Origin of the sequence: Acidovorax sp. Leaf191 (genome assembly GCF_001424425.1) — a bacterium.
GTDB lineage: Bacteria > Pseudomonadota > Gammaproteobacteria > Burkholderiales > Burkholderiaceae_C > Acidovorax.
Genome location: NZ_LMPT01000009.1, coordinates 24,523 through 48,865, shown reverse-complemented (window position 1 = coordinate 48,865; position 24,343 = coordinate 24,523). Strand labels below are relative to the sequence as shown.

General features: G+C 66.4%; 30 protein-coding genes and 1 pseudogene. 23 read left to right on the top strand and 8 right to left on the bottom strand.

Going from position 1 to position 24,343, the window contains the following annotated elements:
* Positions 1–5 precede the first annotated feature (5 nt).
* The 4 genes from ASG27_RS08080 to sctW all read right to left on the bottom strand — a co-directional run bounded on the left by ASG27_RS08080 (position 6) and on the right by sctW (position 2,503).
* Positions 6–422: a CDC27 family protein gene (locus ASG27_RS08080; RefSeq protein ID WP_200912422.1), complete on the bottom strand. Its 417-nt coding sequence runs from the start codon at positions 420–422 to the stop codon at positions 6–8.
* An 8-nt stretch (positions 423–430) separates the two neighbouring features.
* The gene (locus ASG27_RS08075; RefSeq protein ID WP_056416783.1) at positions 431–859 is read right to left on the bottom strand and encodes a hypothetical protein; all 429 of its coding nucleotides are present in this window, start codon (positions 857–859) and stop codon (positions 431–433) included.
* Positions 860–1,013: 154 nt separating this feature from the next.
* Positions 1,014–1,397: a hypothetical protein gene (locus ASG27_RS08070; RefSeq protein ID WP_056416780.1), complete on the bottom strand. Its 384-nt coding sequence runs from the start codon at positions 1,395–1,397 to the stop codon at positions 1,014–1,016.
* 2 nt (positions 1,398–1,399) lie between these two features.
* Positions 1,400–2,503, bottom strand: a complete 1,104-nt coding sequence (sctW, locus tag ASG27_RS08065; protein ID WP_056416777.1) for a type III secretion system gatekeeper subunit SctW — start codon at positions 2,501–2,503, stop codon at positions 1,400–1,402.
* 190 nt (positions 2,504–2,693) lie between these two features.
* On the opposite strand from sctW, the gene ASG27_RS08060 reads away from it, so the two are divergent.
* The 22 genes from ASG27_RS08060 to sctC all read left to right on the top strand — a co-directional run bounded on the left by ASG27_RS08060 (position 2,694) and on the right by sctC (position 19,581).
* Positions 2,694–2,987, top strand: coding sequence for a hypothetical protein (locus ASG27_RS08060; RefSeq protein WP_056416775.1), 294 nt, complete (start codon positions 2,694–2,696; stop codon positions 2,985–2,987).
* Positions 2,988–3,026: 39 nt separating this feature from the next.
* Positions 3,027–3,521 carry a hypothetical protein gene (locus ASG27_RS08055; protein ID WP_156388134.1) on the top strand — a complete coding sequence of 165 codons (495 nt, stop codon included), beginning with the start codon at positions 3,027–3,029 and terminating at the stop codon, positions 3,519–3,521.
* 108 nt (positions 3,522–3,629) lie between these two features.
* Entirely contained in the window at positions 3,630–4,325 is a 696-nt protein-coding gene (locus ASG27_RS08050; protein WP_156388133.1) for a hypothetical protein, read from the top strand.
* Positions 4,322–4,822, top strand: coding sequence for a SycD/LcrH family type III secretion system chaperone (locus tag ASG27_RS08045; RefSeq protein ID WP_056416768.1), 501 nt, complete (start codon positions 4,322–4,324; stop codon positions 4,820–4,822). The genes ASG27_RS08050 and ASG27_RS08045 overlap by 4 nt, the downstream gene beginning before the upstream one ends.
* 13 nt (positions 4,823–4,835) lie before the next feature.
* Positions 4,836–5,972 (top strand): type III secretion system translocon subunit SctE, encoded by a 1,137-nt coding sequence (gene sctE / locus ASG27_RS08040; RefSeq protein WP_056416765.1) that lies wholly within the window; start codon positions 4,836–4,838, stop codon positions 5,970–5,972.
* A 25-nt stretch (positions 5,973–5,997) separates the two neighbouring features.
* Entirely contained in the window at positions 5,998–6,879 is an 882-nt protein-coding gene (gene sctB, locus ASG27_RS08035; protein ID WP_056416763.1) for a type III secretion system translocon subunit SctB, read from the top strand.
* A 23-nt stretch (positions 6,880–6,902) separates the two neighbouring features.
* The gene (locus tag ASG27_RS08030) at positions 6,903–7,391 is read left to right on the top strand and encodes a tetratricopeptide repeat protein (RefSeq protein WP_056416760.1); all 489 of its coding nucleotides are present in this window, start codon (positions 6,903–6,905) and stop codon (positions 7,389–7,391) included.
* Positions 7,392–7,428: 37 nt separating this feature from the next.
* Entirely contained in the window at positions 7,429–7,821 is a 393-nt protein-coding gene (locus ASG27_RS08025) for a hypothetical protein (RefSeq protein ID WP_056416758.1), read from the top strand.
* 14 nt (positions 7,822–7,835) lie between these two features.
* Positions 7,836–8,279 (top strand): type III secretion system inner rod subunit SctI, encoded by a 444-nt coding sequence (gene sctI / locus ASG27_RS08020; RefSeq protein ID WP_056416755.1) that lies wholly within the window; start codon positions 7,836–7,838, stop codon positions 8,277–8,279.
* Positions 8,276–9,121, top strand: a complete 846-nt coding sequence (gene sctJ / locus ASG27_RS08015) for a type III secretion system inner membrane ring lipoprotein SctJ (RefSeq protein ID WP_056416752.1) — start codon at positions 8,276–8,278, stop codon at positions 9,119–9,121. The genes sctI and sctJ overlap by 4 nt, the downstream gene beginning before the upstream one ends.
* Before the next feature lie 44 nt (positions 9,122–9,165).
* The gene (locus tag ASG27_RS08010; protein ID WP_056416749.1) at positions 9,166–9,864 is read left to right on the top strand and encodes a hypothetical protein; all 699 of its coding nucleotides are present in this window, start codon (positions 9,166–9,168) and stop codon (positions 9,862–9,864) included.
* A complete protein-coding gene (locus ASG27_RS08005) occupies positions 9,834–10,475 on the top strand; it encodes an HrpE/YscL family type III secretion apparatus protein (RefSeq protein ID WP_082485934.1) in 642 nt (213 codons plus the stop codon). The genes ASG27_RS08010 and ASG27_RS08005 overlap by 31 nt, the downstream gene beginning before the upstream one ends.
* Before the next feature lie 44 nt (positions 10,476–10,519).
* Positions 10,520–11,860 (top strand): type III secretion system ATPase SctN, encoded by a 1,341-nt coding sequence (sctN, locus tag ASG27_RS08000; RefSeq protein WP_156370654.1) that lies wholly within the window; start codon positions 10,520–10,522, stop codon positions 11,858–11,860.
* Entirely contained in the window at positions 11,857–12,363 is a 507-nt protein-coding gene (gene sctO, locus ASG27_RS07995; RefSeq protein WP_056416741.1) for a type III secretion system stalk subunit SctO, read from the top strand. The genes sctN and sctO overlap by 4 nt, the downstream gene beginning before the upstream one ends.
* Before the next feature lie 139 nt (positions 12,364–12,502).
* Positions 12,503–13,129, top strand: a complete 627-nt coding sequence (locus ASG27_RS27140) for a hypothetical protein (protein ID WP_056416738.1) — start codon at positions 12,503–12,505, stop codon at positions 13,127–13,129.
* 79 nt (positions 13,130–13,208) lie between these two features.
* On the top strand, positions 13,209–14,282 hold the full coding sequence (gene sctQ, locus ASG27_RS27135) for a type III secretion system cytoplasmic ring protein SctQ (RefSeq protein ID WP_056416736.1): 1,074 nt from the start codon (positions 13,209–13,211) through the stop codon (positions 14,280–14,282).
* Between the two features lie 7 nt (positions 14,283–14,289).
* Positions 14,290–14,937, top strand: coding sequence for a type III secretion system export apparatus subunit SctR (gene sctR / locus ASG27_RS07980; protein ID WP_056416733.1), 648 nt, complete (start codon positions 14,290–14,292; stop codon positions 14,935–14,937).
* Positions 14,938–15,005: 68 nt separating this feature from the next.
* Positions 15,006–15,275 (top strand): type III secretion system export apparatus subunit SctS, encoded by a 270-nt coding sequence (gene sctS / locus ASG27_RS07975; protein ID WP_056416730.1) that lies wholly within the window; start codon positions 15,006–15,008, stop codon positions 15,273–15,275.
* A gap of 53 nt (positions 15,276–15,328) precedes the next feature.
* Positions 15,329–16,138, top strand: coding sequence for a type III secretion system export apparatus subunit SctT (gene sctT, locus ASG27_RS07970; RefSeq protein WP_056164708.1), 810 nt, complete (start codon positions 15,329–15,331; stop codon positions 16,136–16,138).
* An 8-nt stretch (positions 16,139–16,146) separates the two neighbouring features.
* On the top strand, positions 16,147–17,199 hold the full coding sequence (gene sctU / locus ASG27_RS07965; protein WP_056416851.1) for a type III secretion system export apparatus subunit SctU: 1,053 nt from the start codon (positions 16,147–16,149) through the stop codon (positions 17,197–17,199).
* 25 nt (positions 17,200–17,224) lie between these two features.
* Entirely contained in the window at positions 17,225–17,638 is a 414-nt protein-coding gene (locus ASG27_RS07960; protein WP_056416727.1) for a type III secretion system chaperone, read from the top strand.
* Positions 17,639–17,673: 35 nt separating this feature from the next.
* Positions 17,674–19,581 (top strand): type III secretion system outer membrane ring subunit SctC, encoded by a 1,908-nt coding sequence (gene sctC, locus ASG27_RS07955; protein ID WP_235504016.1) that lies wholly within the window; start codon positions 17,674–17,676, stop codon positions 19,579–19,581.
* A gap of 239 nt (positions 19,582–19,820) precedes the next feature.
* Here the strand turns inward: sctC and ASG27_RS07950 are convergent, their stop codons facing one another.
* Positions 19,821–20,411, bottom strand: a complete 591-nt coding sequence (locus ASG27_RS07950) for an RNA polymerase sigma factor (RefSeq protein ID WP_235504015.1) — start codon at positions 20,409–20,411, stop codon at positions 19,821–19,823.
* Positions 20,412–20,602: 191 nt separating this feature from the next.
* On the bottom strand, positions 20,603–21,208 hold the full coding sequence (locus tag ASG27_RS07945) for a hypothetical protein (RefSeq protein ID WP_056416721.1): 606 nt from the start codon (positions 21,206–21,208) through the stop codon (positions 20,603–20,605).
* Between the two features lie 398 nt (positions 21,209–21,606).
* On the opposite strand from ASG27_RS07945, the pseudogene ASG27_RS27510 reads away from it, so the two are divergent.
* Positions 21,607–21,830: pseudogene (locus tag ASG27_RS27510) on the top strand (DUF4148 domain-containing protein); the annotation flags it as partial.
* Between the two features lie 577 nt (positions 21,831–22,407).
* Here the strand turns inward: ASG27_RS27510 and ASG27_RS07935 are convergent.
* Both ASG27_RS07935 and atpD read right to left on the bottom strand, forming a co-directional pair.
* Entirely contained in the window at positions 22,408–22,824 is a 417-nt protein-coding gene (locus tag ASG27_RS07935; protein ID WP_056164895.1) for a F0F1 ATP synthase subunit epsilon, read from the bottom strand.
* A gap of 84 nt (positions 22,825–22,908) precedes the next feature.
* Positions 22,909–24,315, bottom strand: a complete 1,407-nt coding sequence (gene atpD / locus ASG27_RS07930; protein WP_056416714.1) for a F0F1 ATP synthase subunit beta — start codon at positions 24,313–24,315, stop codon at positions 22,909–22,911.
* Between the last annotated feature and the right edge of the window lie 28 nt (positions 24,316–24,343).

Sequence of the window (24,343 nt, the reverse complement as noted above, 5' to 3'; positions counted from 1 at the left end):
TGCAATCAGCGCCCGGTGGACGCGGTCTCCGGGGTGGGCTCGGCAGCGTTGCGCTGTGCGACGAAGGCACGCATCGCGGCCGCCGCTTCGTCGCGGCGGTCCAGCGCATGCAGGGCTTGCGCGCGCACCAGATGAAAGGAAGCATCCATGGCGCCCAGCAGCGCCAGCTGCTCCAGGGTGTTCAGGGCGCGCTGCGGCTTGGCCGAGCGCACCTGGGCCAGCGCCAGCGACAGCAGCGCCCGGGGATCCTCGGGCGCCAGGAGGTTGCGGGCGGCCAGCAGCACGGCGGCCTTGTCGGGCAGGCCGTTTTGCAGGTACACGAAGGCCAGCAGGTCCATCAGCTCGATACTGGCCGCCGGGGTTGCGCCGGGTTGCTGGGCGCTCGCCGCCGCGGTTGCGGGTGCTGCTGCGTCAGATGCCATGTGCGCCATCAGCCCTGGTAGAGAGCGCTGCGGTACATCTGCACGAGGTCGCGCAGTCCCACCTCTTCGCTCAGAAGGCGGGTGGCGCGGTTGAGCACGCGCAGCTCGTCGTCCGAGCCGGGGGCCGAGCCCGCGCCGCCCGGCGCCTGCCACTGGGCCGCCGCATCGCGCAACTGCTGCAGGGCGTTGTCCAGGGCCTCGCGAAAGCGCGTGGGCACGAGCAGGTCCCGGTTCGCGATCTGCGGGCGGGTGGCCGTGTCGAGGAAGTCGTCGATGGACGGCTTGTCCAGCAAAGCCGACAACTGGGCCCGTGAACCCACGTCGGGCGGTGCGGACTCCCCGCGCTCGGGCAGCATGGTCTGCGCATCCTGCTGGGCGTAGGTGATGCTGTCGATGCCCCGGTCAAACACCAGACCGCTGATTCTCATATCCGTCATACAGCATGCTCCCAGAAGATTCGCAGGGTGCGGGCGCAGCCTTGCGTGTTTCAGTAACCGCGCGCACGGGGAAGTTCCATCGCGCGCGCAGTTTAGTTGTGCCGGTGCGCCGCGGCACCGGCCCCCAGCCGCCCGCGGCATCGCGGGCTCGCGGTCAGCGGCTGCCGCCCAGGTCGGCCTGCCACTGCCGCAGGAACTCCGAGGCCTCCCGAATGCGGCGGGCGCTCACGCCTTCGGCCGCGAACCGGGTGGCCAGCACCAGCCAGTCGCCCGTGGGCAGGCTGCGCAGCCCCACCTGCACGGGCTGGGCGGCATCGCGGGCGTCGCCCGCCAGCTTCATGGCACGCAGGAGCAGCGCAGCAATGTCGTAGCGCACCGGTTCGGCCCAGTGCACCACCACCTCCTCGCCCTGCTGGGCAACCCCCAGCAGCGCGCCCGACTCCAGACGCAGCTGCACGCCCCCGTCCGGGCCGCCCTCCAGAGTGGGCAGGCCGATATCGCGGCCGAAATCGGCCAGCGCCTGTTGCAAATGCGCCATGGTCAGTAGTCCTCCTTGTCGATGGCGGCGTCCAGTGCATCCTGCACCGCCTGAAAAATCGTCTGCCGCTGGTCCGCATCCACGAACACCTTGACCGGCATGTCCCGCACCAGCAGCTTCACGCCCGTGAGGAAATGGATCTGCGCCTCCACGCCCGTGGCGCCGAACTTCTCGGCCAGGGCGGTGAACCGCGCGCCGGAGACCCATTTTTCGGCGCTGATGCCCACCAGGTCCTGCATCAGGGCGACCGGCGTGCCGGTGAGCGGGCCGTGCTGTTCGCTGATCTTGGCGTGCAGCTCGCGGCTGGCATCGAGCACGGTCGAGGCCACGCCCAGGTGGTACAGGTCCTGCACCAGGTTTTGCAGCCGCGTGGGGTCGGCCGAGGGCCGGGCGGCTGCCAGGTCCTGGCCCAGCGCCTGGGTCAGGCGCGCCAGCCCGGCGGCGAAGTCGCTGTCGCCAAAGCGCTCGAGCGCCAGCTTGAGCGTGCCCGCCAGCGACGGGTTGCCCAGCACCACGTCGCGGTAGGTGGACTGGAACTGCGCCACATCGGCATGCCCCCGCGCGCCCTCTTGCGCCGTGCCGATGGTGTTGACATCGGCCCGCATGCGCGGCCCGTGCTCCATCTCCAGGTCGTCCAGGGCCTCGCGCAGGGCGTCCAGCACGTCGGCCGGCGCGCCGTCGCGCTCGCCCTGGTGCAGCGCGTACTGCAGCGCCATGAACTGCTCGGTGGGACCCTGGAAAGCCTGCTTGGCCTGGGCTGCGGGGTCGCCCTGGCCGGACAGCATCCGCTTGGCCAGTTGCACCAGCTGCTCGGGGTCCTCGAAGGCCTGGGCCGCCTCCATGTAGGCCGTGATGGCCTCGGGGCTCATCAGCTCCATCGGCCGGGTGGCCTCCTTCTTGCGTTCGGAGGCGTGCTTGGTCTCGGCCTTTTCCGAATGGTGCAGGCTGATTTCTTCCGCCGCGTCGGCCAGCACGGACAGCCCGTCATCCACCTTGACCTGCTGGCCGGCGTATTGCCCGGCCAAAGCCTGGCCCCCGCCCTGCAGCCCGCCGCGCAAAGACATGTTGTCGAAAGACGGGGTGTTGAACGATTCGATTCTGGACATAGGGATTTCTCTTATGGGCTCGCGCGCAGGGCACCCCTGGGTGGGTAACGGCTGGCGCCATCGGGTTCCCTGCAAGGCCTGCCGAAAATTTCTGCGCGACCGTGGAACCGGACCTTCGGGGTGGTTACTTACCCGGTGTCGTGCGGCACATTTCGCACCACCACCGCCCAATATCAACAGGAGTTTCGAAATGGCAGGACAAGACAACCCCCAGGACATCGTAGCCCGCGCCCAGGCGCTGATCGATGAAGTGCAAGGCCAGCTGGCAGCCGCCGACGAGTTCTACCGCAGCCAGGGCCTGGACCCCGAGAAGGTGCGCAGTGTCCTGGACGCCCAGCTCGACCTCAAGGGCATCGAAGCCGCGCAGAAGGCCTTCCAGGAAGACATGGCTGCGGTGGAGCAGGACGTGAAGGAAGAACAGGCCCGCGCTTCGTTTGCAGCGCCCGGCGCCGGTGCGGCACGCCGCCCGCGTTCGATGATCTAAAAATCTCCAATCAACCAAACATTTCAATAGGAGAAAACTATGTCTAGTATCTCTGGTATCGGCGGCGCACAGGGCATCAACGTCCAGGGCATGGACCTTGAAACCGCCATGATGGCCGTCCAGTCCAACCGCGCCAATCTGCTGGAAACGCAACTCAAGGACCAGATCTCCTCGGTGCAAGCCAAGAACGATCAGATCTCCAAGATGAACCAGCTGCTGGGTTCGCTGAACAAGGCCGCTGCCATGTTCGGCTCGGACGCCAAGGCCGACACCCGCATCGATGGGAACAGCCAGTTCGCCAACGGCGGCGCCTACAACGTCGAGAAGGAAGTCAACAGCGCCTACATCTCGGCCGGCATCACCAACCCCGGCCTGTCGGACAACAAGGACGGCGGCGGCGGGCTGACCAACACACTCAAGGCCGATGGCAGTGCAGCGCGCCTGGAAGGCGGCCTGCGCGGCGACGTGACCAAGGGCAAGCTCGATGGCGCGATCCAGCCCTGTCCAACAAGCGCAACGAAGCCTTCGACGTGATGACCAACTTCATCAAGAAGATGCAGGACAGCCGCAGCTCCATCATCGGCAACATGCGCTGAGATCAGCGACCCGCAACAACGACAACAGCATCGGAAGGACGCCATCATGTCAACTGTCGGCAATGTCAATGTGGGGGGCGTGACCTCCATCAACGTCCAGGGCATGGACCTGGAAACCGCCATGATGGCCGTTCAATCCAACCGCGCGAATCTCCTGGAAGCGCAGCTCAAGGACCAGATCTCTTCGGTCCAGGCCAAGAACGACCAGATCTCCAAGCTCAACCAGCTGCTGGGCTCGCTCAACAAGGCCGCAGCCAGTGTGCCGGCCGACGCCAAGGCCGGCGACAAGGTCAACATCGCCGGATCCGCACCCGACCTCAAGTCGGCTGCCGCCAGCGCTGGCGTGACGCTGCCCGAGAGCATTGGCGCCGAAAAATCCTGGGAAGTGAAACTGCGCGACGGCACCACGCACAAGGTGGACGAAGCCGGCAAACGCGAAGCGGACGACTACAAATCCAAGAACTGGGCGTTCCGCTCCAGCGACTACAGCGGCAAGAAGGGCATCGCGTCCATCACGGAAACCACGCCGCAACCCACCAAGGGCGAGCTCGACGGCTTCATCCAGCAGRTCAAGTCGCAGATCGACAGCATGAGCAACCCTGTCCAACAAGCGCAACGAAGCCTTCGACGTGATGACCAACTTCATCAAGAAGATGCAGGACAGCCGCAGCTCCATCATCGGCAACATGCGCTGAGCGCACGCGAACGCGCGCCACAGCCAACCCCCGAGAGTCACCCATGAATACCAAAAACGCACCCGCTTCGATTCCCGACAATCTGCCAGAACAGATTGCGGAGTTGCTGACGAACGGCGGAACCCTGGGTTCCGTCTACGACTACGACGACACCGACTACGAAGTGCTCTACGCACTGGGCCACAGCCTGTACAGCCAGACCCGCTACCAGGATGCCATGCGCACCTTCGGCTTCCTGGTCACGCACAACCACATGGAAAAGCGGTTCATGAACGCGTTTGCCGCCAGCCTGCAGATGCTCAAGAGCTACAAGGAAGCCATCAAGTACTACTCGATGGCCTCGCTGATGGACATGGGCGACCCGCTGCCCACCTACCACACCGCCGAATGCATGATCGCGCTGGGCTACACGGCTGAAGCCAAGGAAGCGCTGCAGTTCGTGCTGCGCCAGAGCGAAACGCCGGAGCGCGCAGAACTCAAGTCGCGCGCACAGGCCATGCTCGAGCTGATGAACAGCGCCAAATCGTCCACGTCCACGCACTGAACAGGGAGATCCCATGAACGACATCACCCGCGTGGCAGGCGGCCCCGCCGCTTTCACCCCCTTTCAGCCCAGCGACCTGAGTGCCGAAGTGGCCAGCCGCATGCAGCAGGCGCGGCTCGACCCCACCCAGTCCCTCAAGGAAATCGCGGACCTTGCCGGCACGATCAAGACCTTGAATCCACAGGGCAGCACGGGCGGCAACTCCATCGTCAACGGCAACGGCGCGCCCCAGCTGGACGGCGTCACGGTCAACTTCTCGGCCGAAGACATGGCGGCCACGCTCCTGGTCCTGCAGGGCAAGACCCAGGAAGCCCAGTTGTCCACGGCCAAGGAAGGCATCAACACCAACAAGAAAAAGCTGGAAGACCAGAACCAGCGCGCCACCGACAAGATCAACGACTGGATCAAGAAGTGCGAAGAGGCGTCCGCCAAGGAAAAGGCCGGCGGCGTGCTGAACTGGTTCAAGAAGATCGCCGGTGCCATCGCCGCCGCATTCGCGGTGGTGGCAGCCGCTGTCGCCACCGTGGCGACCGGCGGTGCGGCAGCCCCATTGCTGGCCTTGGCGGTGCTCGCCCTGGCCTCGTCTGCGGTCGACATTGCCAGCGAGGTCGACAAGGCCAACGGGGGCAAGGGGTTCGATCACGTCACCCAGTGGATGGACCCGGGCTCGATCATCGGCAAGGGCATGGGTGAACTGGCCAAGGCCTTCGGCGCCAGCGACGAGCAGGCCGCCATCGTGTCCGCCACGTTCGCGGTGGTGGCCACCATCGCCATCATGGCTGCGTCCATCGCCCTCACCGGCGGCGCATCGGCAGTGAGCGACGTGCAAAAGATGATCCTCACGGCGGCCCGCGTCGGCCAGGCGGTGGCAGGCGTCGTCGCCGGTGCGACCACGGCCGCCAAGGGCGGCGTGGACATCGCGGTGGCGCACGACCAGCGCGACGCGACCCTCATCCAGGCCGACAAGAAGAAGATCGACGCCATCATCGCCAAGCTGCAAAAGCAGATGGACGAGGACCGGGACGAAATCAAGAAGGTGCTCGACCAGATGATGGAAGGCATGAACATCGTCAGCAAGATGATCAATTCCGCTGGCGAGAGCCGCGCCCAGATTGCATCGAACCTGTCCGGCAAGGCACAAACCATTTGACGCACCAGGCGCCAAGGAGAATTTCATGAGCATCGACGGCATCCAAAGAGCCCCCACCCTCGCCCCGCTGGGCGACACCGGCCCCACCCAGGCCGCAGGCAAGACCGCCGGGGCCAAGGGCTATTCTGAAATCGACATCGAGGCGCTGCTGGGCGCGAAAGGCGGCCCCGCAGGCGGCCCCGCAGGCGGCGCCAAGAGCGCGGCGGATGCACTCAAGACGCCTGCATCGTCCAGCGACCCGAAGGCCCAGGAAGCGGCGCTGAACAATCTGGGCGGCTTCTCGGACACCCAGGTCACGGCGGACATCTTTGCGTTCATGGCGCTCTTCCAGAAGCTCGCGCAGCAAATGCGCGACACGGCCCGCACGCAGCGCACGACCGACATGCAGGCGCAAGTGTCGTCGCTGCAAAACGCGGCCGAAAAGATGAAGGACGCAGCGGCTGAGCGCCTCACGGCAGCCGTCGTGCAGGGAGCCATGCAAATTGCGGGTGGCGTGATGCAGGTCGGCTTGTCGGCAGCTTCCATTTCCAACACGGTCAAGGGCGCCAAGATGGGTGCAGAAGCCGATGCGATGAGCCCCAAGGCAGCCGTCATGACTGGCGCCAAGGCCGATGCCGCCAAGCTGACGGCCACCGGCCAGGCGCAGGTGAGCTATGCACAGGCCTCAGGCGGCATCACCGCAGGCCTGGGCGGCATCATCGGCGCTTCGTTCACCCACAAGGCCGATCTGCTCGACGCCGACAAGATGAACCTGGAAACCCAGGCCAAGGTCGCCGAGACCGGCGTGCAGCATGCCAACGACATGATGCAGCAGATGATGGACGTGATCCGCGACGTGCGCGAAAAGCTGTCCTCCATCCAGCAGGCGTCCATCGAAACCAACCGCGGCATCGCGCGCAACATCTGATCACCGAGAGGAACCCAGCCGCCATGTCGAACACCGCTTCTCCCTCCGCCGCCGTCCAGTCCATCCTGGACCTCAAGGCCGCACTCGAGTCCCTGCCGTCCAACACACGCCTGTCCACGGCCGACGCCGACGCCATCTACGCACTGGCCTATCAACTGGTCCGGCAAAACCGCTACGAGACCGCCTACCGCTACTTCTCGCTGCTCACGCTGTACAAGCCGACCGACACGGCCTACCTGCAGGGCCTGGCGCTGACCTACCGCATGATGGAGCGCTACGACGAGGCGCTGAACGTGTACTCGTTCCTGGCCACGATCGATCCGGACAACCTGGACCACAACATGGCCATCGTCGAGTGCCTGCTGCTCAAGCGTGAATTCGAGGAAGCCCAGGACACGGTGACCACGCTGCTGCAGTACTGCAAGGAAAACGCGATCACCGGCAAGGTCGGCGACCGTGCCGAAGCCCTGCTGGGCCTGCTGTCGTCCGCCAAGGGGGCCGTGTCTGCTTGACGCCCCGGACATCCGCCTGCTGACCGAGGTCGGGTTCATGGCCTCCGCCCGCGCGGACGTGCAGCGCGCCGAACGAATCTTCGGCGCGCTTTTGCGCGTGCGGCCCGACCGCGCCTTCGGACACATCGGCATGGCCACGGCGTTGCTCAATGCGGGCCGTGCTGGCGATGCAGCCACGCGGCTGTCGGATGCCCGCACCTCGGCCGGCGAAGACACCGACCTGGTGCAGGCCTTTCTTGGCCTGGCCTTGCAGCTCGACGGCCGGGCCGGAGAAGCCATGCGCGTCTTGCGCCCCGTGGCAGCGCGCGGTGACAATGGCAGCACGGCAGACACCACCGAGGGTGTGCGGCTGGCACAGCGCCTGCTGGGCCAACCCGCCGGCATCCCCGGCAGCACGCAGCAGCCCGGTCTTTCCACATCCCCATCCTGACCCTAGGAACCACCATGGACATCGTTGCAAGCCCACTGGTTGCCACCACTTTGCCGGCCCTCTCATCGCCTGCGGTCGCCACCGCGGTGCCCGATGCGTCGGCCACCGCGCGCTTCGCTGCACTAATGCAGGCTCCGCCGGCAGCCCCCACCGCCATGGACAGCGTGGCCGCATCCATGGCGGCGCAACCCGCCGCCGGCAGCACGGCCGCAGCAGTCAAGGGACCGTCGTCGGTGGGCGACCGCATCCTGGCGGGCATGCAGGGGGTGTCGAGCGACTTCCAGTCGGCCTGGAAGTCGGTGTCCGCGTCGCTGGACGCGAACTCGCAGTCCATGGGCATGCAGGACCTGCTCAAGCTGCAGCTGCAGCTGGTGCAGGTGTCCGTGCAGTACGACCTCGTCGGCAAGGCCGTGAGCCGTTCCACCCAGAATTTCGATCAGTTGGTACGCATCCAATGAAGCTGCATTTTTCAACGGGCTCGACGGGCTCCTCATCGCTGGCGCGCTGGCTGCGTGTGTCCCTGGCCTGCGCCCTGCTGGCGCTGGTGGCGGCCTGCGGAGCGCGCGTCGACCTGATGGGGTCCATCCCCGAAGACGAAGCCAACGACGTGCTCTCGGCGCTGCTGAAAGCCGACATTCCCGCCGAGAAGATCGCCGGCAAGGAAGGCATGGTCGGCGTGCGCGTCGATGCCAGCCAGGTGGGCCGCGCACTCGAGATCTTGCGCGAGAACGGCCTGCCGCGCGAACGCTTCGCCGGCATGGGGCAGGTGTTCAAGAAGGAAGGCCTGATCTCCTCGCCGCTGGAAGAGCGTGCGCGCTACATCTACGCGCTGTCGCAGGAGCTGTCCAACACCCTGTCCAAGATCGACGGCGTACTGGCCGCCCGCGTGCACGTGGTGCTGCCCGAGCGCGGCCCCGCGGGCGAAACCGGCGTGCTGTCGACGTCGGCCGTGTTCATCAAGCACCAGGAGGGCTACAACCTGGATGTGATCCAGCCGCAGATCCGCAGGCTGGTGACCAACAGCATTCCGGGCCTCACGGCCGACCGGGTCTCTGTGATCTTCGTGGCCGCGCAGCCCCGCACCAACGGCGTCCGCGCAGAGACTGGCGCCGGCGCAGGCAGCACGGTCTGGGGCATCGCGGTGCCCAGCAGCAGCGCCGGCACGCTGGGCAGCGTGCTGTGGGGCCTGCTGGCGGTGGCGGTGCTGTCCCTGGCGGCGTTGGGCTTTCTGCTGTGGCGCTATGTGCTGCCAGCCCGCAAGGCTGCCGCACGCGGTGATGGCCTGGCACGGGCCGCCTGACCGCACCACCCCACCCGCCTTCACGTTCAGCCCGCCCCTCTCGCATGCCCGCACAGGCCGCTTTCTCCCCCCGTCTTCTGCAGGCACCGCTGCAGGAGTTCAACCTGCTGCCCAGCCGCAGCCTGCACGCCGGCCGCGCGCAGGCCTTGGCGCATGCCGGCATGCCGCCGCAGGGGCCAGCAGCCCTGGCCGCGCCCCCCGCCGTGCAGCGCGCACTGCACCGGCGCTGGTCCGCGCAACTGCTGGCCCAGCTGGGCGACCACGCGCAGCCCGTGCTGGACCTGTCCCACGCGGCGTTGCCGGTGGCGCTGGCCTCACCGGCGTTGCTGGGCCGCGTGGCACGCGATGCAGGGGTGGCGCTGCTGGGCGGCTACCTGCGCCGCACCATCGCCCGCGACGCGGTGCTGTCGGCCCGTGAATCCCTGGGCGCGCCGGCCCTGGACTGGGCCCGCCACGGCGCAGCAGATGTCCATCCCGGCCTGGCAGACCCCGGCCGATGGACCCAGTCCGACCTGGGCGAGGCGGCAGACCTGCTGGGCGCTGGCGTCATCGCCCAGTCCTGGCAGGATGCCCCCGCGCCCCTCAAACTGCGCGCCGACTGGAAGCTGCCCCCCAGGGCGGTCGAAGACACTGCGGTGCGCACCGCCAGCGCCCTGGACCCTCAGGGCGCGCGACAACTTTGCCTTCAACTACTGGCCCGACTGGACCCTGCATGGCTTTCCAACTTCCCCGCGACCCGCTGACCCCCCAGCGCACGCTGCAAGCGCGCATCGCACCGGGCAGCCGCGTGGTGCGCGCCGCCGACGTGGCCGCCTGGACCGACGCGCAAGGCCTGATTGCCGCGGCGCGCGCGCAGGCCGATGCCATCGTGGCGCAGGCGCAGGCCGCCTTCGAAGAAGAGCGCCAGCGGGGCTATGAGGAAGGCGTGGCCGAGGCCCAGCTGGAGCAGGCCGAGAAGATGATCGAGAACGTGAGCCGCACGGTGGACTACTTCTCCAAAGTCGAGACCGACATGGTCGCCCTGGTGATGTCTGCGGTGCGCAAGATCATCGACGGCTACGACGACGCCGACCGCGTGATCATCGTGGTGAAGAACGCACTGTCGGTAGTGCGCAACCAAAAGCAGATGACGCTGCGCCTGCACCCGCAGCAGGTCGACACGGTGCGCGCGCGGGTGAACGACCTGCTGGCCGCGTACCCCGGCGTGGGCTACCTGGACATCGTGGGCGACGGCCGCCTGGGCAAGGAGGCGTGCATCCTGGAAAGCGAGATCGGCTTGGTGGAGGCAAGCATCGACGGGCAGATCGCCGCGCTGCAGGGCGCGTTCCAGAAAGTGCTGGGCAGCCGCATATGACACCCCCCGGCACCACCGGCCACCCGCAGGGCGCCACGCGCTCGGTGCGCCAGTTCGACTACATCGCCGAGATGATGCAGCTGGCGCTGGACGACACGCCGGTGCTGCAGATCAAGGGCCGCGTCACGCAGGTGATCGGCACCATCATCAAGGCCGTGGTGCCCACGGTGAAGGTCGGCGAGGTGTGCGTGCTGCGCAACCCCGGCGAGGATTTCGAGATGAAGGCCGAGGTGGTGGGCTTTGCACGCGACGCCGCGCTGCTCACGCCCATCGGCGACATGTACGGCATCTCTGCCGCGACCGAGGTCATCCCCACCGGCCGCGCGCACATGGTGCCCGTGGGCTTCGGCCTGCTGGGCCGCGTGCTGGACGGCCTGGGCCGGCCCCTGGACGAGGCCGAGCGCGGCCCGCTGGAGGCCACCAAGTTCTACCCCGTCTTCGCGGATGCGCCCGATCCGCTCAAGCGCCGCATCATCAGCGAGCCGATGGAACTGGGCGTTCGGGTGCTCGACTCGGTGCTGACCTGCGGCGAGGGCCAGCGCATGGGCATCTTCGCGGCGGCGGGCGGCGGCAAGTCCACCTTGATGGGCATGCTGGTCAAAGGCGCCGCAGTGGATGTGACCGTGGTGGCGCTGATCGGCGAGCGGGGCCGGGAAGTGCGCGAGTTCCTGGAGCACGAACTGGGCGAGGAAGGCCGGCGCAAGAGCGTGATCGTCTGCGCCACCAGCGACAAGTCTTCCATGGAGCGCGCCAAGGCCGCGTACGTGGCCACCGCCATCGCCGAGTACTTCCGCGACCAGGGCAAGAAGGTGCTGTTCCTCATGGACTCGGTCACGCGTTTTGCCCGGGCGCAGCGCGAGATCGGGCTGGCAGCGGGCGAGCCGCCCACACGGCGCGGCTACCCGCCCAGCGTGTTCGCCACCCTGCCCAAGCTCATGGAGCGCGTGGGCATGAACGACAAGGGATCGATCACCGCGCTGTACACCGTGCTGGTGGAAGGCGACGACATGACCGAGCCGATCGCCGACGAAACCCGCTCCATCCTGGACGGGCACATCGTGCTGTCGCGCAAGCTGGGCGCCGCCAACCACTACCCTGCGGTGGACGTGCTGGCGTCGGCATCGCGCGTGATGAACGCCGTGATCACGCCCGAGCACAAGAAGCTGGCCGGCCGGCTGCGCGAGCTGATGGCCAAGTACGAAGAGGTCGAGCTGCTGGTGAAGATCGGCGAGTACAAGCGCGGCGGCGACCCGACGACGGACGAGGCCATCGACAAGATCGAAGCCATCCGCACGTTCTTGCGGCAGCGCACGGACGAGCACGCCACCATGCAGCAGACGCTGGAACAACTGTCTGCCCTGGTGGGCTCGGGTGTACGCCGATGAGCATCTTCCGCGACCTGCTCGCCATCAAGGCCTTTCGCGAGAACAAGGCCGAGACGGCGGTGCGCGTGCAGCGTGATGCGCTGCGCGAGGCCCGCGAGGCCCGCGAGGCGGCCCAGGCGCTGCTGGAGCGCCTGCTGCGCGAAGGGCTGGCGCACGAAATGCAGCTCTACCGCGACCTGTGCGAACGCATCGTGCGGCTGCGCGAGATCGAAGACGTGCAGTTGGCCGTGGTCGGCCTGCGCCAGCGCGAAGCGCAGCAGCAGGATGCAGTCGTGGCGGCCACCAAGGTGCAGGAGCAGGCCAACGAGAAGCTGGAGACGGCGCGCGCTGCCCACCAGGAGGCCAGCCGGCAGAAATCCAAGTTCGTCGACCTGGCGCGCAACTACGCCGAAGAGCAGATGCGGGAGACCGAGCGCAAGGAAGACCTGGAGATGGAAGAAGCTGCCAGCGTGAAACGCGACCGCGAAGATTGGGAAGCGTACGACCCGGAGGCCGTGGCATGACCCCCCTGCAAGGCGCACCCCGCGGCTGCAAAAGCCGCCCACACACCGAATGCTACATATTTGATAGCTTAAGAAGCACGTCCATCGAGCGGCAGAGGCCATTTTTTATGCCAACACCCATGGCTGCAAAGGTGCTGGCATGAACACCGAACGACCGATTCACCTGGACCTGGGCATGCCGGCGTCGACGGCGTTCGAAGCCCGCACCGGCAATGGCGCGCAGACCGGCGGCGAGCCCCGCGACACCGACACGCTGTCCGACGATGCGAAGGCACTGCGCAGCCTGCTGGAACAGCAGCGTGCGGCGCCCCCCGCTGGCGCGGCGCAGCCGCCCAGCGCCCCGCGCCCCTTCGACCTCTTTGGCGCCGGTGCCGCGGCACTGCCAGGCCAGGTGCCGCAGCAGGCCGTCCAGCCCGCGGGCACCGCAGCGGCAGCCCCCGCCGATGCGCCCCGGGGCATTGGCGAGACCTTGTCGCAGATGGCCCAGCGGCTGCTGGTGGGCGACGGCAGCACCGGCCGGCGCTCGGTGCAGATCCAGTTGGCGGACGACAGCCTGCCGGGCGTGGTGGTCGACATCTTCGAAGACGGTGGCCGCGTCGTGGCGCAGTTCACCTGCATGCAGGAGTCGTCGCGCGAACGCCTGGTGCGCAATGCGCAGTGGCTGGCGGACGGACTGGCCGAGCGCCTGGCCCAGGGCGTGTCCGTGCGGGTGCAGACCGACGACCCGGAAGACCTTTGCCTGGTGGAGGCGCACGCCGGCGGGTGACACCCCACCTGCTGCCTGTATCCCACCGCTTGCACCGCTGACCGAACCACCCATCGACTCGCCTTTTTACCGAGCACCCATGTCCTCCCCCCACGCCACCGCCGCCTTGCAGCCCCTGCGCCTGTCGCGCAACGAGGCCCAGGCCCGCACCACCATTGCCCAGCGCGCCGCGGGGCTGCCGCTGCGCCTGGGCGCGTCCGCCTGGCAGGCCCGCCTTCACCCGGTGGCCGGCTCGGCCGCGCCCTGGCCCGAGCCCGGCTACGTTCTCCGCCTGGAATGGGCCGGTGCCGCCATGGCCTTGCGGCTGCCCGCCGCAGCCATCGAACAGGCCCTGGCCAGCGTGCTGGAAGGTGCCGCGCTGCCCGCCATCCCGTCCACCCTGGCCGATGCCGTGCTGGAAGCCAGCGCGGGCGAGCTGCTCCAGAGCCTGCAGGCCCTGGGCCGTGGCACGCCAGAGCTGCTGGCCTGGGGCCCGGCGCAGCCGGGCGACGTGCAGAACCTGCCGCCCCATGCGTGCGATGTCTATCTGGCCGCTGACGACGGCGTGCAGGCGATTGCCGGCTCGCTGCACCTCGATGGGCTGGGGCTGCTGCTCGTGGCAGGCCTGGTCGGCAAGCGCCCGCCGCAGCCGGGCCCGCTGGACGACAGCCTGCCCGTCACCCTGCGTGCGGAAGTCGGCTTCACCCGCCTGCCCGCCGGCGATGCCGCCACGCTGGCGCTTGGCGACGTGGTGCTGCTGGATGCTTTCTTCGCCACGGCCGACCGTGCGCTGTGGCTGAGCGCCGACGGCCGCCAGGGCGTGCACGTGCAGTGGCCCCTGCCGGCCGATGCCGCCGACGCCACCCAGCCGAGCCGCCTTACCGTCATCCTCCCCTGGACCGAAACCATGCCCGCCACCTCCGACACCCCTTCCACCGACACCGCGGCACTCGACACGGTGCCGGTGCGGCTTTCCTTCGACCTGGGCGATGTGACCCTGACGCTCGCGCAGCTGCGCGCCCTGCAGCCCGGCCAGACACTGGACCTGGGCCACCCGCTGGCAGGTGCCGTGCGCATCCGTGCCAACGGCGCACTGGTGGGCGAAGGCGACCTCGTGGACATCGACGGCCAGATCGGCGTGTCCGTGCGCAGCCTGCACTCTGCCAGCCACTGAGTCCCCGATGAGCAATTTCGATCCGATCACGCTGGCGGTACTGCTGGCCCTGATGGCGCTGATGCCCACGCTGGTGGTGGTGAGCACGAGCTTCCTCAAGATCGCCGTGGTGATGTCGCTGCTGCGCAATGCCATCGGGGTGCAGCAGATGCCCCCCAACCTGGCGCTGTACGGCATGGCGCTGATCCTGTCGGCCTATGTCATGGCGCCGGTGGGCATGCACATGTTCGATCGGCTCACCGAACGCCCCGACACGCTCAAGAGCGTGCCCACCCTGGTCGGCGCGGTGCGCGACGGGGCGGAGCCGCTGCGCGAATTCATGCTCAAGAACAGCCGGGCCGAGCAGCGCGACTTTTTTGTGCGCACTGCGCAGCGCATGTGGGGCCCCAAGCTGTCGGAAGGCATCACGCAGCGCGACTTCATCGTGCTGATGCCGGCCTTCGTGGTGTCGGAGCTCACGGCGGCGTTCCAGATAGGGTTTTTGCTCTATCTGCCGTTCGTGGTGATCGACCTGATCGTCTCCAACATCCTTTTGGCGATGGGGATGATGATGGTCTCGCCCGTGACCATCTCCCTGCCGCTCAAGCTCTTCCTGTTCGTGATGGTGGACGGCTGGTCGCGGCTGATCCAGGGCCTGGTCCTCACCTATGCATGAACACACTCCCCTGTTGGCGCTGACGGCAGCAACACCACGCGCGGCACACCCTACCTTGGACCACTGACATGCAATCCGTCGACGTCGTTTCGTTCTTCACCCAGGCGCTGTACCTGGTGCTCTGGCTGTCCCTGCCACCCATCGTCGTGGGCTCGGTCGTGGGTACCTTGTTCTCGCTGTTCCAGGCGCTCACGCAGATCCAGGAGCAGACGCTGTCCTTCGGCGTGAAGCTGATCGCCGTGTCCGTGACCATTTTGCTGACGGCCCGCTGGGTCGGCGGCGAAATGTTCAATTTCACGGTGCAGATCTTCGACTCCATCCCGTCGCTGGGCCGCTGAGCCCCGCACGGACAGCAACGCCCTCAGCCCGCACACGCACAGGACGGAACCGCATGGACCTGCCGGTTACTTACCAGGAAGCCAAGACGTTCATCGGAACGCTGGCCCTGACACAACCGCGCATCCTGGCCATGTTCATCGTCCTGCCGCTTTTCAACACCCAGTTGGTGCCGGGCCTGCTGCGCATTTCCGTGGCCGTGTCGCTGGGCATCGTCATGGTGCCCGCGCTGTCCGGGCAGATCGCGGTGGCCGAACTGCACGCGGCGCAGTTGCTGCTGTTGATCATGAAGGAAGCGTTCATCGGCTTCGTCATCGGCTACATCGCCGCCATCCCGTTCTGGATCTTCGAAGCCGTCGGGTTCCTGGTGGACAACCAGCGCGGGGCCAGCATCGCGTCCACGCTCAACCCGCTGACGGGCAACGACTCGTCGCCGCTGGGCATCCTGTTCAACCAGGCGTTCATCGTGTTCTTTCTCATCACGGGGGGCTTCACGCTGCTGCTGGGCGTGCTGTACGACAGCTTCGGCCTGTGGAGCGTGACCCAGTGGGCGCCCACGCTGCGGCCTGAATCGATCCCCCTGCTACTCGATCAGCTCGACCGCCTGGTGCGCATGGCCATGCTGCTGGCGGCGCCGGTGCTGGTGGCGATGTTCCTCGCCGAGATCGGCCTGGCGCTCGTGAGCCGCTTTGCGCCGCAGCTGCAGGTGTTCTTCATGGCCATGCCCATCAAGAGCGCGCTGGCGATGCTGGTGCTGCTGCTTTATGGGGCGTCGCTCTTCGAGTACGGCGCGGAGCAGGTCGAGTCCATGGGCCACATCCTGCCTTTCCTGCGCGAGCAGTGGGCGGCGCCGTCCGGCGGCTGAGGAGCACCATGAGCGAAAAGACCGAACAACCCACCTCCAAGCGCCTGCGCGATTCGCGGCAAAAGGGCGATGTCGCGTACAGCAAGGACTTCACACAGACCTTTCTGATCCTGGCCATCTTCGGCTACCTGCTCGCCAGTGCCGGGCACATGGTCGAGGTGATGGGCCAGATGATCCTGCTGCCCACCACGCTGCTCAAGCTGGGCTTCAACGAAGCGGCCAACACCCTGGTGGAAGAACTGCTGCGGGAAGCTGCGTGGCTCACCCTCCCCATCATCGGCATCGTGCTGGGCGCCGGTGTGTTTGCCGATGCGCTGCAGGTGGGCGTGCTGTTCGCCTTCGAGAAACTCAAGCCGTCCGCCAAGAAGCTCAACGTCCTGGACAACCTCAAGAACATCTTCTCCAAGAAGAATCTCATGGAGTTCTTGAAGTCGATCCTCAAGATCGCGTTCCTGTCCACCCTGCTGACGCTGCTGATCAAGGACGCGCTGCCGATCATGACGAGCATTCCGCAGGCCGGCCTGCCGGGCCTGGGGCAGGTGGTGGCCGCGCTCCTCAAGACCATGCTCATCCACATCGGCCTGGCCTATGGCGCCATTGCGCTGGCCGACTTCGCCTGGCAGCGGTACCAGTACCGCAAGGGGCTGATGATGTCCAAGGACGAGATCAAGCAGGAATACAAGGAGATGGAGGGCGACCCCCACATCAAGCACCAGCGCAAGCACCTGCACCAGGAGATGATGCAGCACGGCGCCGTGGAAAGCTCCCGCAAGGCCACCGTGGTGGTCACCAACCCCACCCACCTGGCCGTGGCCCTGCGCTACGACGCCGAAGAAACGCCGCTGCCCGTGGTGCTGGCCAAGGGCGAAGGCGCGCTGGCCGAACGCATGATGCAGGCAGCCCGCGAAGCCGGTGTGCCGGTGATGCAGAACATTCCGCTGGCCCGCGCCCTCACCGAACATGCCGAAGCCGGCCAGTACATCCCTTCCGAGCTGGTGGAGCCCGTGGCGGAACTGCTGCGCCTGCTGCAACAGATGAATGCCGATCCGGGCCTGTCCTGAACGTCGCTCCCGATCCCGAAACACCATGAAATCATCCGCCCCCGCAGACCCCACTTCCGCCCGCCTGCTGCAGGCCTACGCCAGCCAGCACGGCCTGGTGGCACCGGGCGCCGCCAGCAGTGCCCCCGTCGACATGACCGTGGACGGCATCTACCGCATCCGCCTGCGCGCACTGCCCCAGGGTGGTGTGGCAGTGAGCGCGCGCCTGCGCACCTTGCCGGAGCCCGGCCCGGCCCGTGACGACATGCTGCTGGGCGTTGCGCGCCTGGCCTGCGGCACCATGAAGGACCATGCCAGCGGCTGCGTGGTCGATGAGCGCGCGCGCGCCATCTGGCTGCAGCAGACGGCGCCTGCAGCCTCCGGCCAGGATATCGACGACGCCGTGGGCGGGTTTGTGAATGCCCTGGCGTTCTGGTCCAAGGCCATCGCCACCGTCTGATTGATCCCCCGGTCCCTGCGCACGATCCGAACCCTATGCACGCCACTCCACGCTCCTTCTTCCCACGCATGCCGGCCGCTGGCCCGCTGGGCTCCGCCATCGCCCTGGCATGCGCGCTGCTGCTGGGCGCTGCGCCCGCGCAGGCCGGCACGCCGCCGTGGGCCAACGCGCCCTACAGCTACTACGCAGACAACGCGCCCATCGCCAACGTGCTGCGGGACTTTGCGAGCAGCTTCAGCCTGTCGCTCGAACTCTCGCCGCTGGTGGAGGGCAAGGTCAACGGCCGATTCAACGCCCAGAACCCGACCGAGTTCATGGACCGGATGGCCAGCGTCTACGGGCTGACCTGGTTCACCCACGCCGGCACGCTGTTCGTGAGCCGCACCACCGAAATGAGCACCCGCAGCATCACTGGCGGCGGCAGCGGCATCGCCACGGTCCGCCAGGCGCTGACCAGCCTGGGCGTGCTGGACACACGCTTCGGATGGGGTGAATTGCCCGAGCAGGGGGTGGCGCTGGTCTCCGGCCCGCCCGCCTACGTGGCCTTGATCGAGCGCACGATGGCCTCGTTGCCGCTGATGGCGGGCGGGCAGCAGGTGGCCGTGTTCCGCCTGAAACACGCGTCGGTGGACGACCGGACCATTCTCTACCGCGACCGGCAGATCACGACGCCGGGGCTTGCGCAGGTGCTGCGCAACCTCATCAGCGGCAGTGCTGGCACTGCCGGGGTGAACAACGCCCTGCTGTCGTCGGTGGCAGGACAGTCCGGCAACATGGCAGGGATGCCGGTGGCGGCCAACACCGCCGGCATCTCCTTCGACCCTGCAAGCTCCGGCATGCAGACCGGGCCTGCGGCCTCGGCGAATGGAACGGCGTCAGGCACGGGCGCGACCAACGCCCAGGGGTCTGGCTCGGGCCCGGCCGCAGGTGTGGGCGGGCGCGGGGGCTCTTCCGGGGCGGCGAGCGTGTCGTCCACCCGGCGGCTGGCGCCCTCCATTCAGGCGGATTCGCGCCTCAACGCCATCATCGTGCAGGACACGCCCGAGCGCATACCGCTGTACAAGGCGCTGATCGATCAGCTCGATATCCCCACGCCGCTGATCGAGATCGAGGCGATGATCATCGACATCAACTCCAGCCGCCTGGACGAGCTGGGCATCTCCTGGAGCGGCCGCCGCGGTGGCAGCGTGGGAGGCTTCGGCAACATGACCCGGGTCGACGATGGCAACGACCTGGTGCTGGGCGCCCTGCAGCGTGGCGCCAGCGTGGACCCCACCAGCCTCGTCGTCAGCTCGGGCAACTTCCTGATGAGCCGCATCCGCGCGCTGGAGGGCACCGGAGAGGCATCCATCCAGTCGCGTCCGTCCATCCTCACCATCGACAACATCGGGGCACTGCTGGACCTGTCCGAGACCTTCTACATCCGCAGCATCGGTGAACGCGTGGCCACCATCACGCCGATCACGGCCGGCACGACCTTGCGGGTGACGCCGCACTTCGTTCAGCGCGATGAGGGGCCCGTCATCCAGCTGGACGTGGACATCGAGGACGGGCAGATCCAGGAAACGACGGTCGACACCATTCCTACCGTTCGGCGCAGCGTGGTGAGCACCCAGGCCATCGTCGGCGAAGGGCAGACCCTGGTCATCGGCGGCTACAAAAGCACGCAGCGGACCAACGAGTTGAACAAGGTGCCTGGCCTGGGCGCCGTGCCCGTCGTGGGCCTGTTTTTCTCCAACCGCGTCAACAACGTCCAGTCGCGTGAACGCGTGTTCATGATCAAGCCCCGGCTGGTATCGCTGCCCTCCAACGTGGTATCGGCGGCGGATGCGCTGCGCACCGGCCCTGCGGTGGCCATGCCCCCGCTGAATGTGCCGCAGCCCGCACCGGTGGCCCCGGCATACTTGCCGCCGATGACCGGGAATCCCGCCACGCAGCAGTAGAGCGGCGCAACAAGGCCGGGGATCCTCGGCAACTGGGGGAGAGGGGTGCCATGCCCCGCGCTCTGCCCCACCCTCCGCAAGGCGTGGGCAGCTCAAGGCCCTGGAGGGCGCGGCGGGGTCGGTTTGTTCGAAGCGCGAGGACCCGGGTCGTGCGGCGTCCGGGCTGGGGTCTCCGCTGGCTGGGCGGCACGCAGTGCGGGCTGCACGCCAGCCTCTCCTTCACCGCGCACGCGCCAGTGTCAGAACTCGAATTCCACGCCGCGGGCCAGAAGCTTTGCGCGCAAGGCGCTGCGGGCTCGCGACAGACGGCTGCGCACGGTGCCGACAGGCACGGTCAGCAACGCTGCGGCGTCTTCATAGGACAGCTCATCGACCGCCACCATCAGGAGGATGTCCCGCATGCTCTCCGGAAGCTCGGCCATCGCCTCTTCCAGAAAACGCAGGTGCTGTGCCTGTTCCACGGCCTGCGCAGGCGTGAGGTGCTCGCTCGCCATCTCTGACAGCTCAGACTCGTCGGTGAACTCGTAGCGCCGATGGGGGGCCCGTGACAGGTGATTGCGCACCAGATTCATGGCAATGCCGTACAGCCAGGTGGACAGTTCTGACTGGCCCTTGAACGTCTCGTAAGAGCGCACAGCCTCCATGAATGCCTGCTGTGCCAGGTCTTCCGCATCGGTGGAGTTGCCGATGTTCTTGATGATGAAGCGGTGCAGGCGCACGCCATGGGCTTGCACCAGCGTGCGAAACAGGGCGTCGCGCTCGACCACTTCGTGCTCGCGCAAATCGCGCACTGGCTCCGGGGTGTCGGCCGCGGCGTAGGCAGCCGACAAGCTCTCTGATTCACTATCGTGTCCGGGCATCGCCAGGGGCGGATATTCCGGGTGTGCACACTCAGCTGGATGGGCTCCAGAATTGGTAATAAGTGTTACAAAATGGGCGTGCACCGGGGGATTTTCACAGAGGAATTCCCACCTGTACAGCAAGAAGTGTGCGCTGCGTGTTTATGCGGATGGCGCCGCCATCAGTTTGCGTGTGGACGGGAAAGCTGCAGGGCTTGCAGCTCGTCACGCAGCCAATCGCGCGCAGTTTGCAGGGCCACCGGCGAGCGCCCTTCGCGCGCCGCAAGGTCAAACCGCTGTTGCATGGCGGCATCGATAGATTCGCGTTGCTGTGGCGTCACAGCGTCCTCCGAAATCCCGCTGGACCGGCAGGCTTCTTTGAACCCCGCCGAGTGCCCCACCGCACTCACCGTGAGCTGGGTCAGAAAATCCACGCCCTGCATCGTCTGACGGCTAGTCTGCGCCATGTCGATGGCCTGCATCACGGTGCGTGACGACAGCGGTTTGCCCGGAGCGGGGCCCAACCCCAGCTCGCGCACGACCGACGCCTGAATGCCCTGCGAAAAGCTCTGGCCTAGCGCCCCCACGAAGGCGGACGTGGAATCTGCTCCGGGCTCGATCCAGGCCACGGACCGCTGGGACGGCGTGGTCCCGGTGCCCAGCACTTTCCACTGCGCGCCGTCCCGGCTGACGTGCACCCAGTCCCCTTCCTGCGCGGCTTGCTGGAACGCGTCCAGCGAAGGGCGGGCAATGGCATCTGCAGGAGAGAGGCGGTTGGAAACGTTCACACGAAACAGGCTATTGAGGGGGTTCGTCGCTAGTTTAGTAACAAGGACTTCGTTGCGGTTCCACTGGTTTGCAAACGATTGTCAGCAGACATCAGGCCGGATTTTGGCAATGGTGTGTCTGCGGGACGCTGATGCGGATCAGTGTAGCGCGATCATTGTTCGCAATACTGGAACATTCAGTTCGCGACTGGGTGGTTTTTCTCTGGACACCACCGGCGTACAGTTCAACCCATCGATGAGCCGAACCCGCAAGGCGACTCACCGAACCCGGTTCAAGAATGGTTTTTGTACCGGCTTTATTGAGACGCTTTTNCCGCAAGGCGACTCACCGAACCCGGTTCAAGAATGGTTTTTGTACCGGCTTTATTGAGACGCTTTTAACTTCAAGGACTTTCATCATGAACAAGACCGCACGCTTCCTCTCCATCGCCGCTGTGTCCGCTTTCGCTGCCTTCGGCGCCCACGCCGACGAAGCCGATGCTTCGCAATTCGCCACCCAATTCGAAACGAACCGCACCCGCGCTGAAGTGGCTGCCGAAGCCTCCACCGTTGCCCAGACCCGCAGCATCGAGCCTGCTGGTTCGCGCGTCGTGACCTACAAGTCCACGGCCGACCGCGCTGCNGAAGTGGCTGCCGAAGCCTCCACCGTTGCCCAGACCCGCAGCATCGAGCCTGCTGGTTCGCGCGTCGTGACCTACAAGTCCACGGCCGACCGCGCTGCCGTGCGTGCCCAGGCTGCTGAAGCCGTGCGTGCTGGCACGATTCCTTCGGGCGAAATCAGCGCGATGTAAGCAACAGCGATCGGGGGGCATCATTGTTTGCCACCCGATCGTGGCGATGCCTTTGGGTGACGCCGCTGCGCAGGGTGGTTTGAAACAGCCCTCCGTTGCACAAAAAAGCGGGCTCCATCAAGGAGCCCGTTGTCGTTGGCGAGCAGTACATCTCGCCTGACCTTCAAGCTTGGTTGCCCGCTATCGATGGACACCGCTGGCGGCGCACCAGCATCAGTTGGCAAGTGCTCCAAGTCCAGAGAAGGCAGGCCGCACAGGGCCGACGTTCAGCCGAAATGTTCGGCTGGCTAGATGGTTCACTCGACGACGGACAGAGTTGCCGAACTGGTCATCCGTCGGTCCATGAAAAAACCCGGCAAAGCCGGGTTTTTCTTGAAGGGTTGCCGATACAGCAACTCCGACGTCGCCTTACTTCTTTTGGCGAAACTTGCGCAGGGCTGCAAACTGGGCAGCCAGCACCGCCAGTTCGGACTGTGCCTTGGCCAGGTCGATTTCGCTCTTGGCGTTTTTCAGCGCTTCTTCGGCCGAGGCCTTGGCAGCGTTGGCCTTCTCGTCGTCCAGGTCCTTGCCGCGGATGGCGGTGTCGGACAGCACGGTCACGCGGTTGGGCTGCACTTCCAGAATGCCACCGGCGACGAACACGAATTCTTCGCGGCCGTCGGCCATTTCGATGCGCACCGAGCCCGGCTTGATCCGGGTGATCAGCGGGGTGTGGCGGGGAAAGATGCCCAGTTCGCCGGCTTCGCCAGGCAGCGCGACAAAGCGTGCTTCACCGGAGAAGATGGACTCTTCGGCACTGACCACATCAACGTGGATGGTGTTCATCATTGCTCCTAGGAAAAGGGGATGGGTTGCTTGACTGCAGTGGACGGCCGGGCAGCGCGGTGGCGCTGCTCAGCCACCGGGCAATCAGGCCACCTTCTTGGCCTTTTCGAAGGCTTCGTCGATGGTGCCGACCATGTAGAACGCCTGTTCTGGCAGGTGGTCGCATTCGCCGTTCACGATCATCTTGAAACCACGGATGGTTTCAGCCAGGGGAACGTACTTGCCTGGCGAGCCCGTGAACACTTCGGCCACGTGGAAAGGCTGTGACAGGAAACGCTGGATCTTGCGAGCGCGGGCCACGGCCAGCTTGTCGTCGGGAGCCAGTTCGTCCATGCCCAGAATGGCGATGATGTCGCGCAGTTCCTTGTAGCGCTGCAGCGTGCCTTGCACCGCACGGGCCGTGGCGTAGTGGTCTTCGCCCACGACGTTCGGGTCCAGCTGGCGGCTGGTGGAGTCCAGCGGGTCCACGGCGGGGTAGATACCCAGCGAAGCGATGTCACGGGACAGCACCACGGTGGAGTCCAAGTGAGCGAACGTGGTGGCGGGCGATGGGTCGGTCAAGTCATCGGCTGGCACGTAAACGGCCTGGATGGACGTGATCGAACCGACCTTGGTCGAGGTGATGCGCTCTTGCAGGCGACCCATTTCCTCGGCCAGCGTAGGCTGGTAGCCCACGGCGGAAGGCATGCGGCCCAGCAGGGCGGACACTTCGGTACCGGCCAGCGTGTAGCGGTAGATGTTGTCCACGAAGAACAGAACGTCACGGCCTTCGTCACGGAACGATTCCGCGATGGTCAGGCCGGTCAGCGCCACGCGCAGACGGTTGCCTGGGGGCTCGTTCATCTGGCCGTACACCATGGCGACCTTGGACTCTTCGAGCTTCTCCAGGTTCACCACGCCGGAATCGGCCATTTCATGGTAGAAGTCGTTCCCTTCGCGGGTACGCTCGCCCACACCAGCGAACACCGACAGCCCCGAGTGGGCCTTGGCGATGTTGTTGATGAGTTCCATCATGTTCACGGTCTTGCCCACGCCGGCGCCGCCGAACAGGCCCACCTTGCCGCCCTTGGCGAACGGGCACACCAGGTCGATCACCTTGATGCCGGTTTCCAGCAGCTCTTGCGAAGGCGACAGTTCGTCGTACGCAGGGGCCTTGCGGTGGATGGATGCGGTCAGCTCCTGGCTCACCGGACCACGTTCGTCGATGGGGTTGCCCAGCACGTCCATGATGCGGCCCAGCGTGGCCTTGCCCACTGGGACGGTGATGGCGTTGGCGGTGTTGCTGACCATCAGGCCGCGACGCAGGCCGTCCGACGAGCCGAGGGCAATGGTACGCACCACGCCGTCGCCCAGCTGCTGCTGCACTTCCAGCGTCAGGGCCGAGCCCTCGAGCTTGAGTGCGTCATACACCTTGGGCATCTGGTCGCGCGGGAACTCAACGTCCACCACAGCGCCGATACATTGAACAATCTTGCCTTGCACTTGAGCCATTTTTCGCTCCAATTTAGATGTTGGTTGA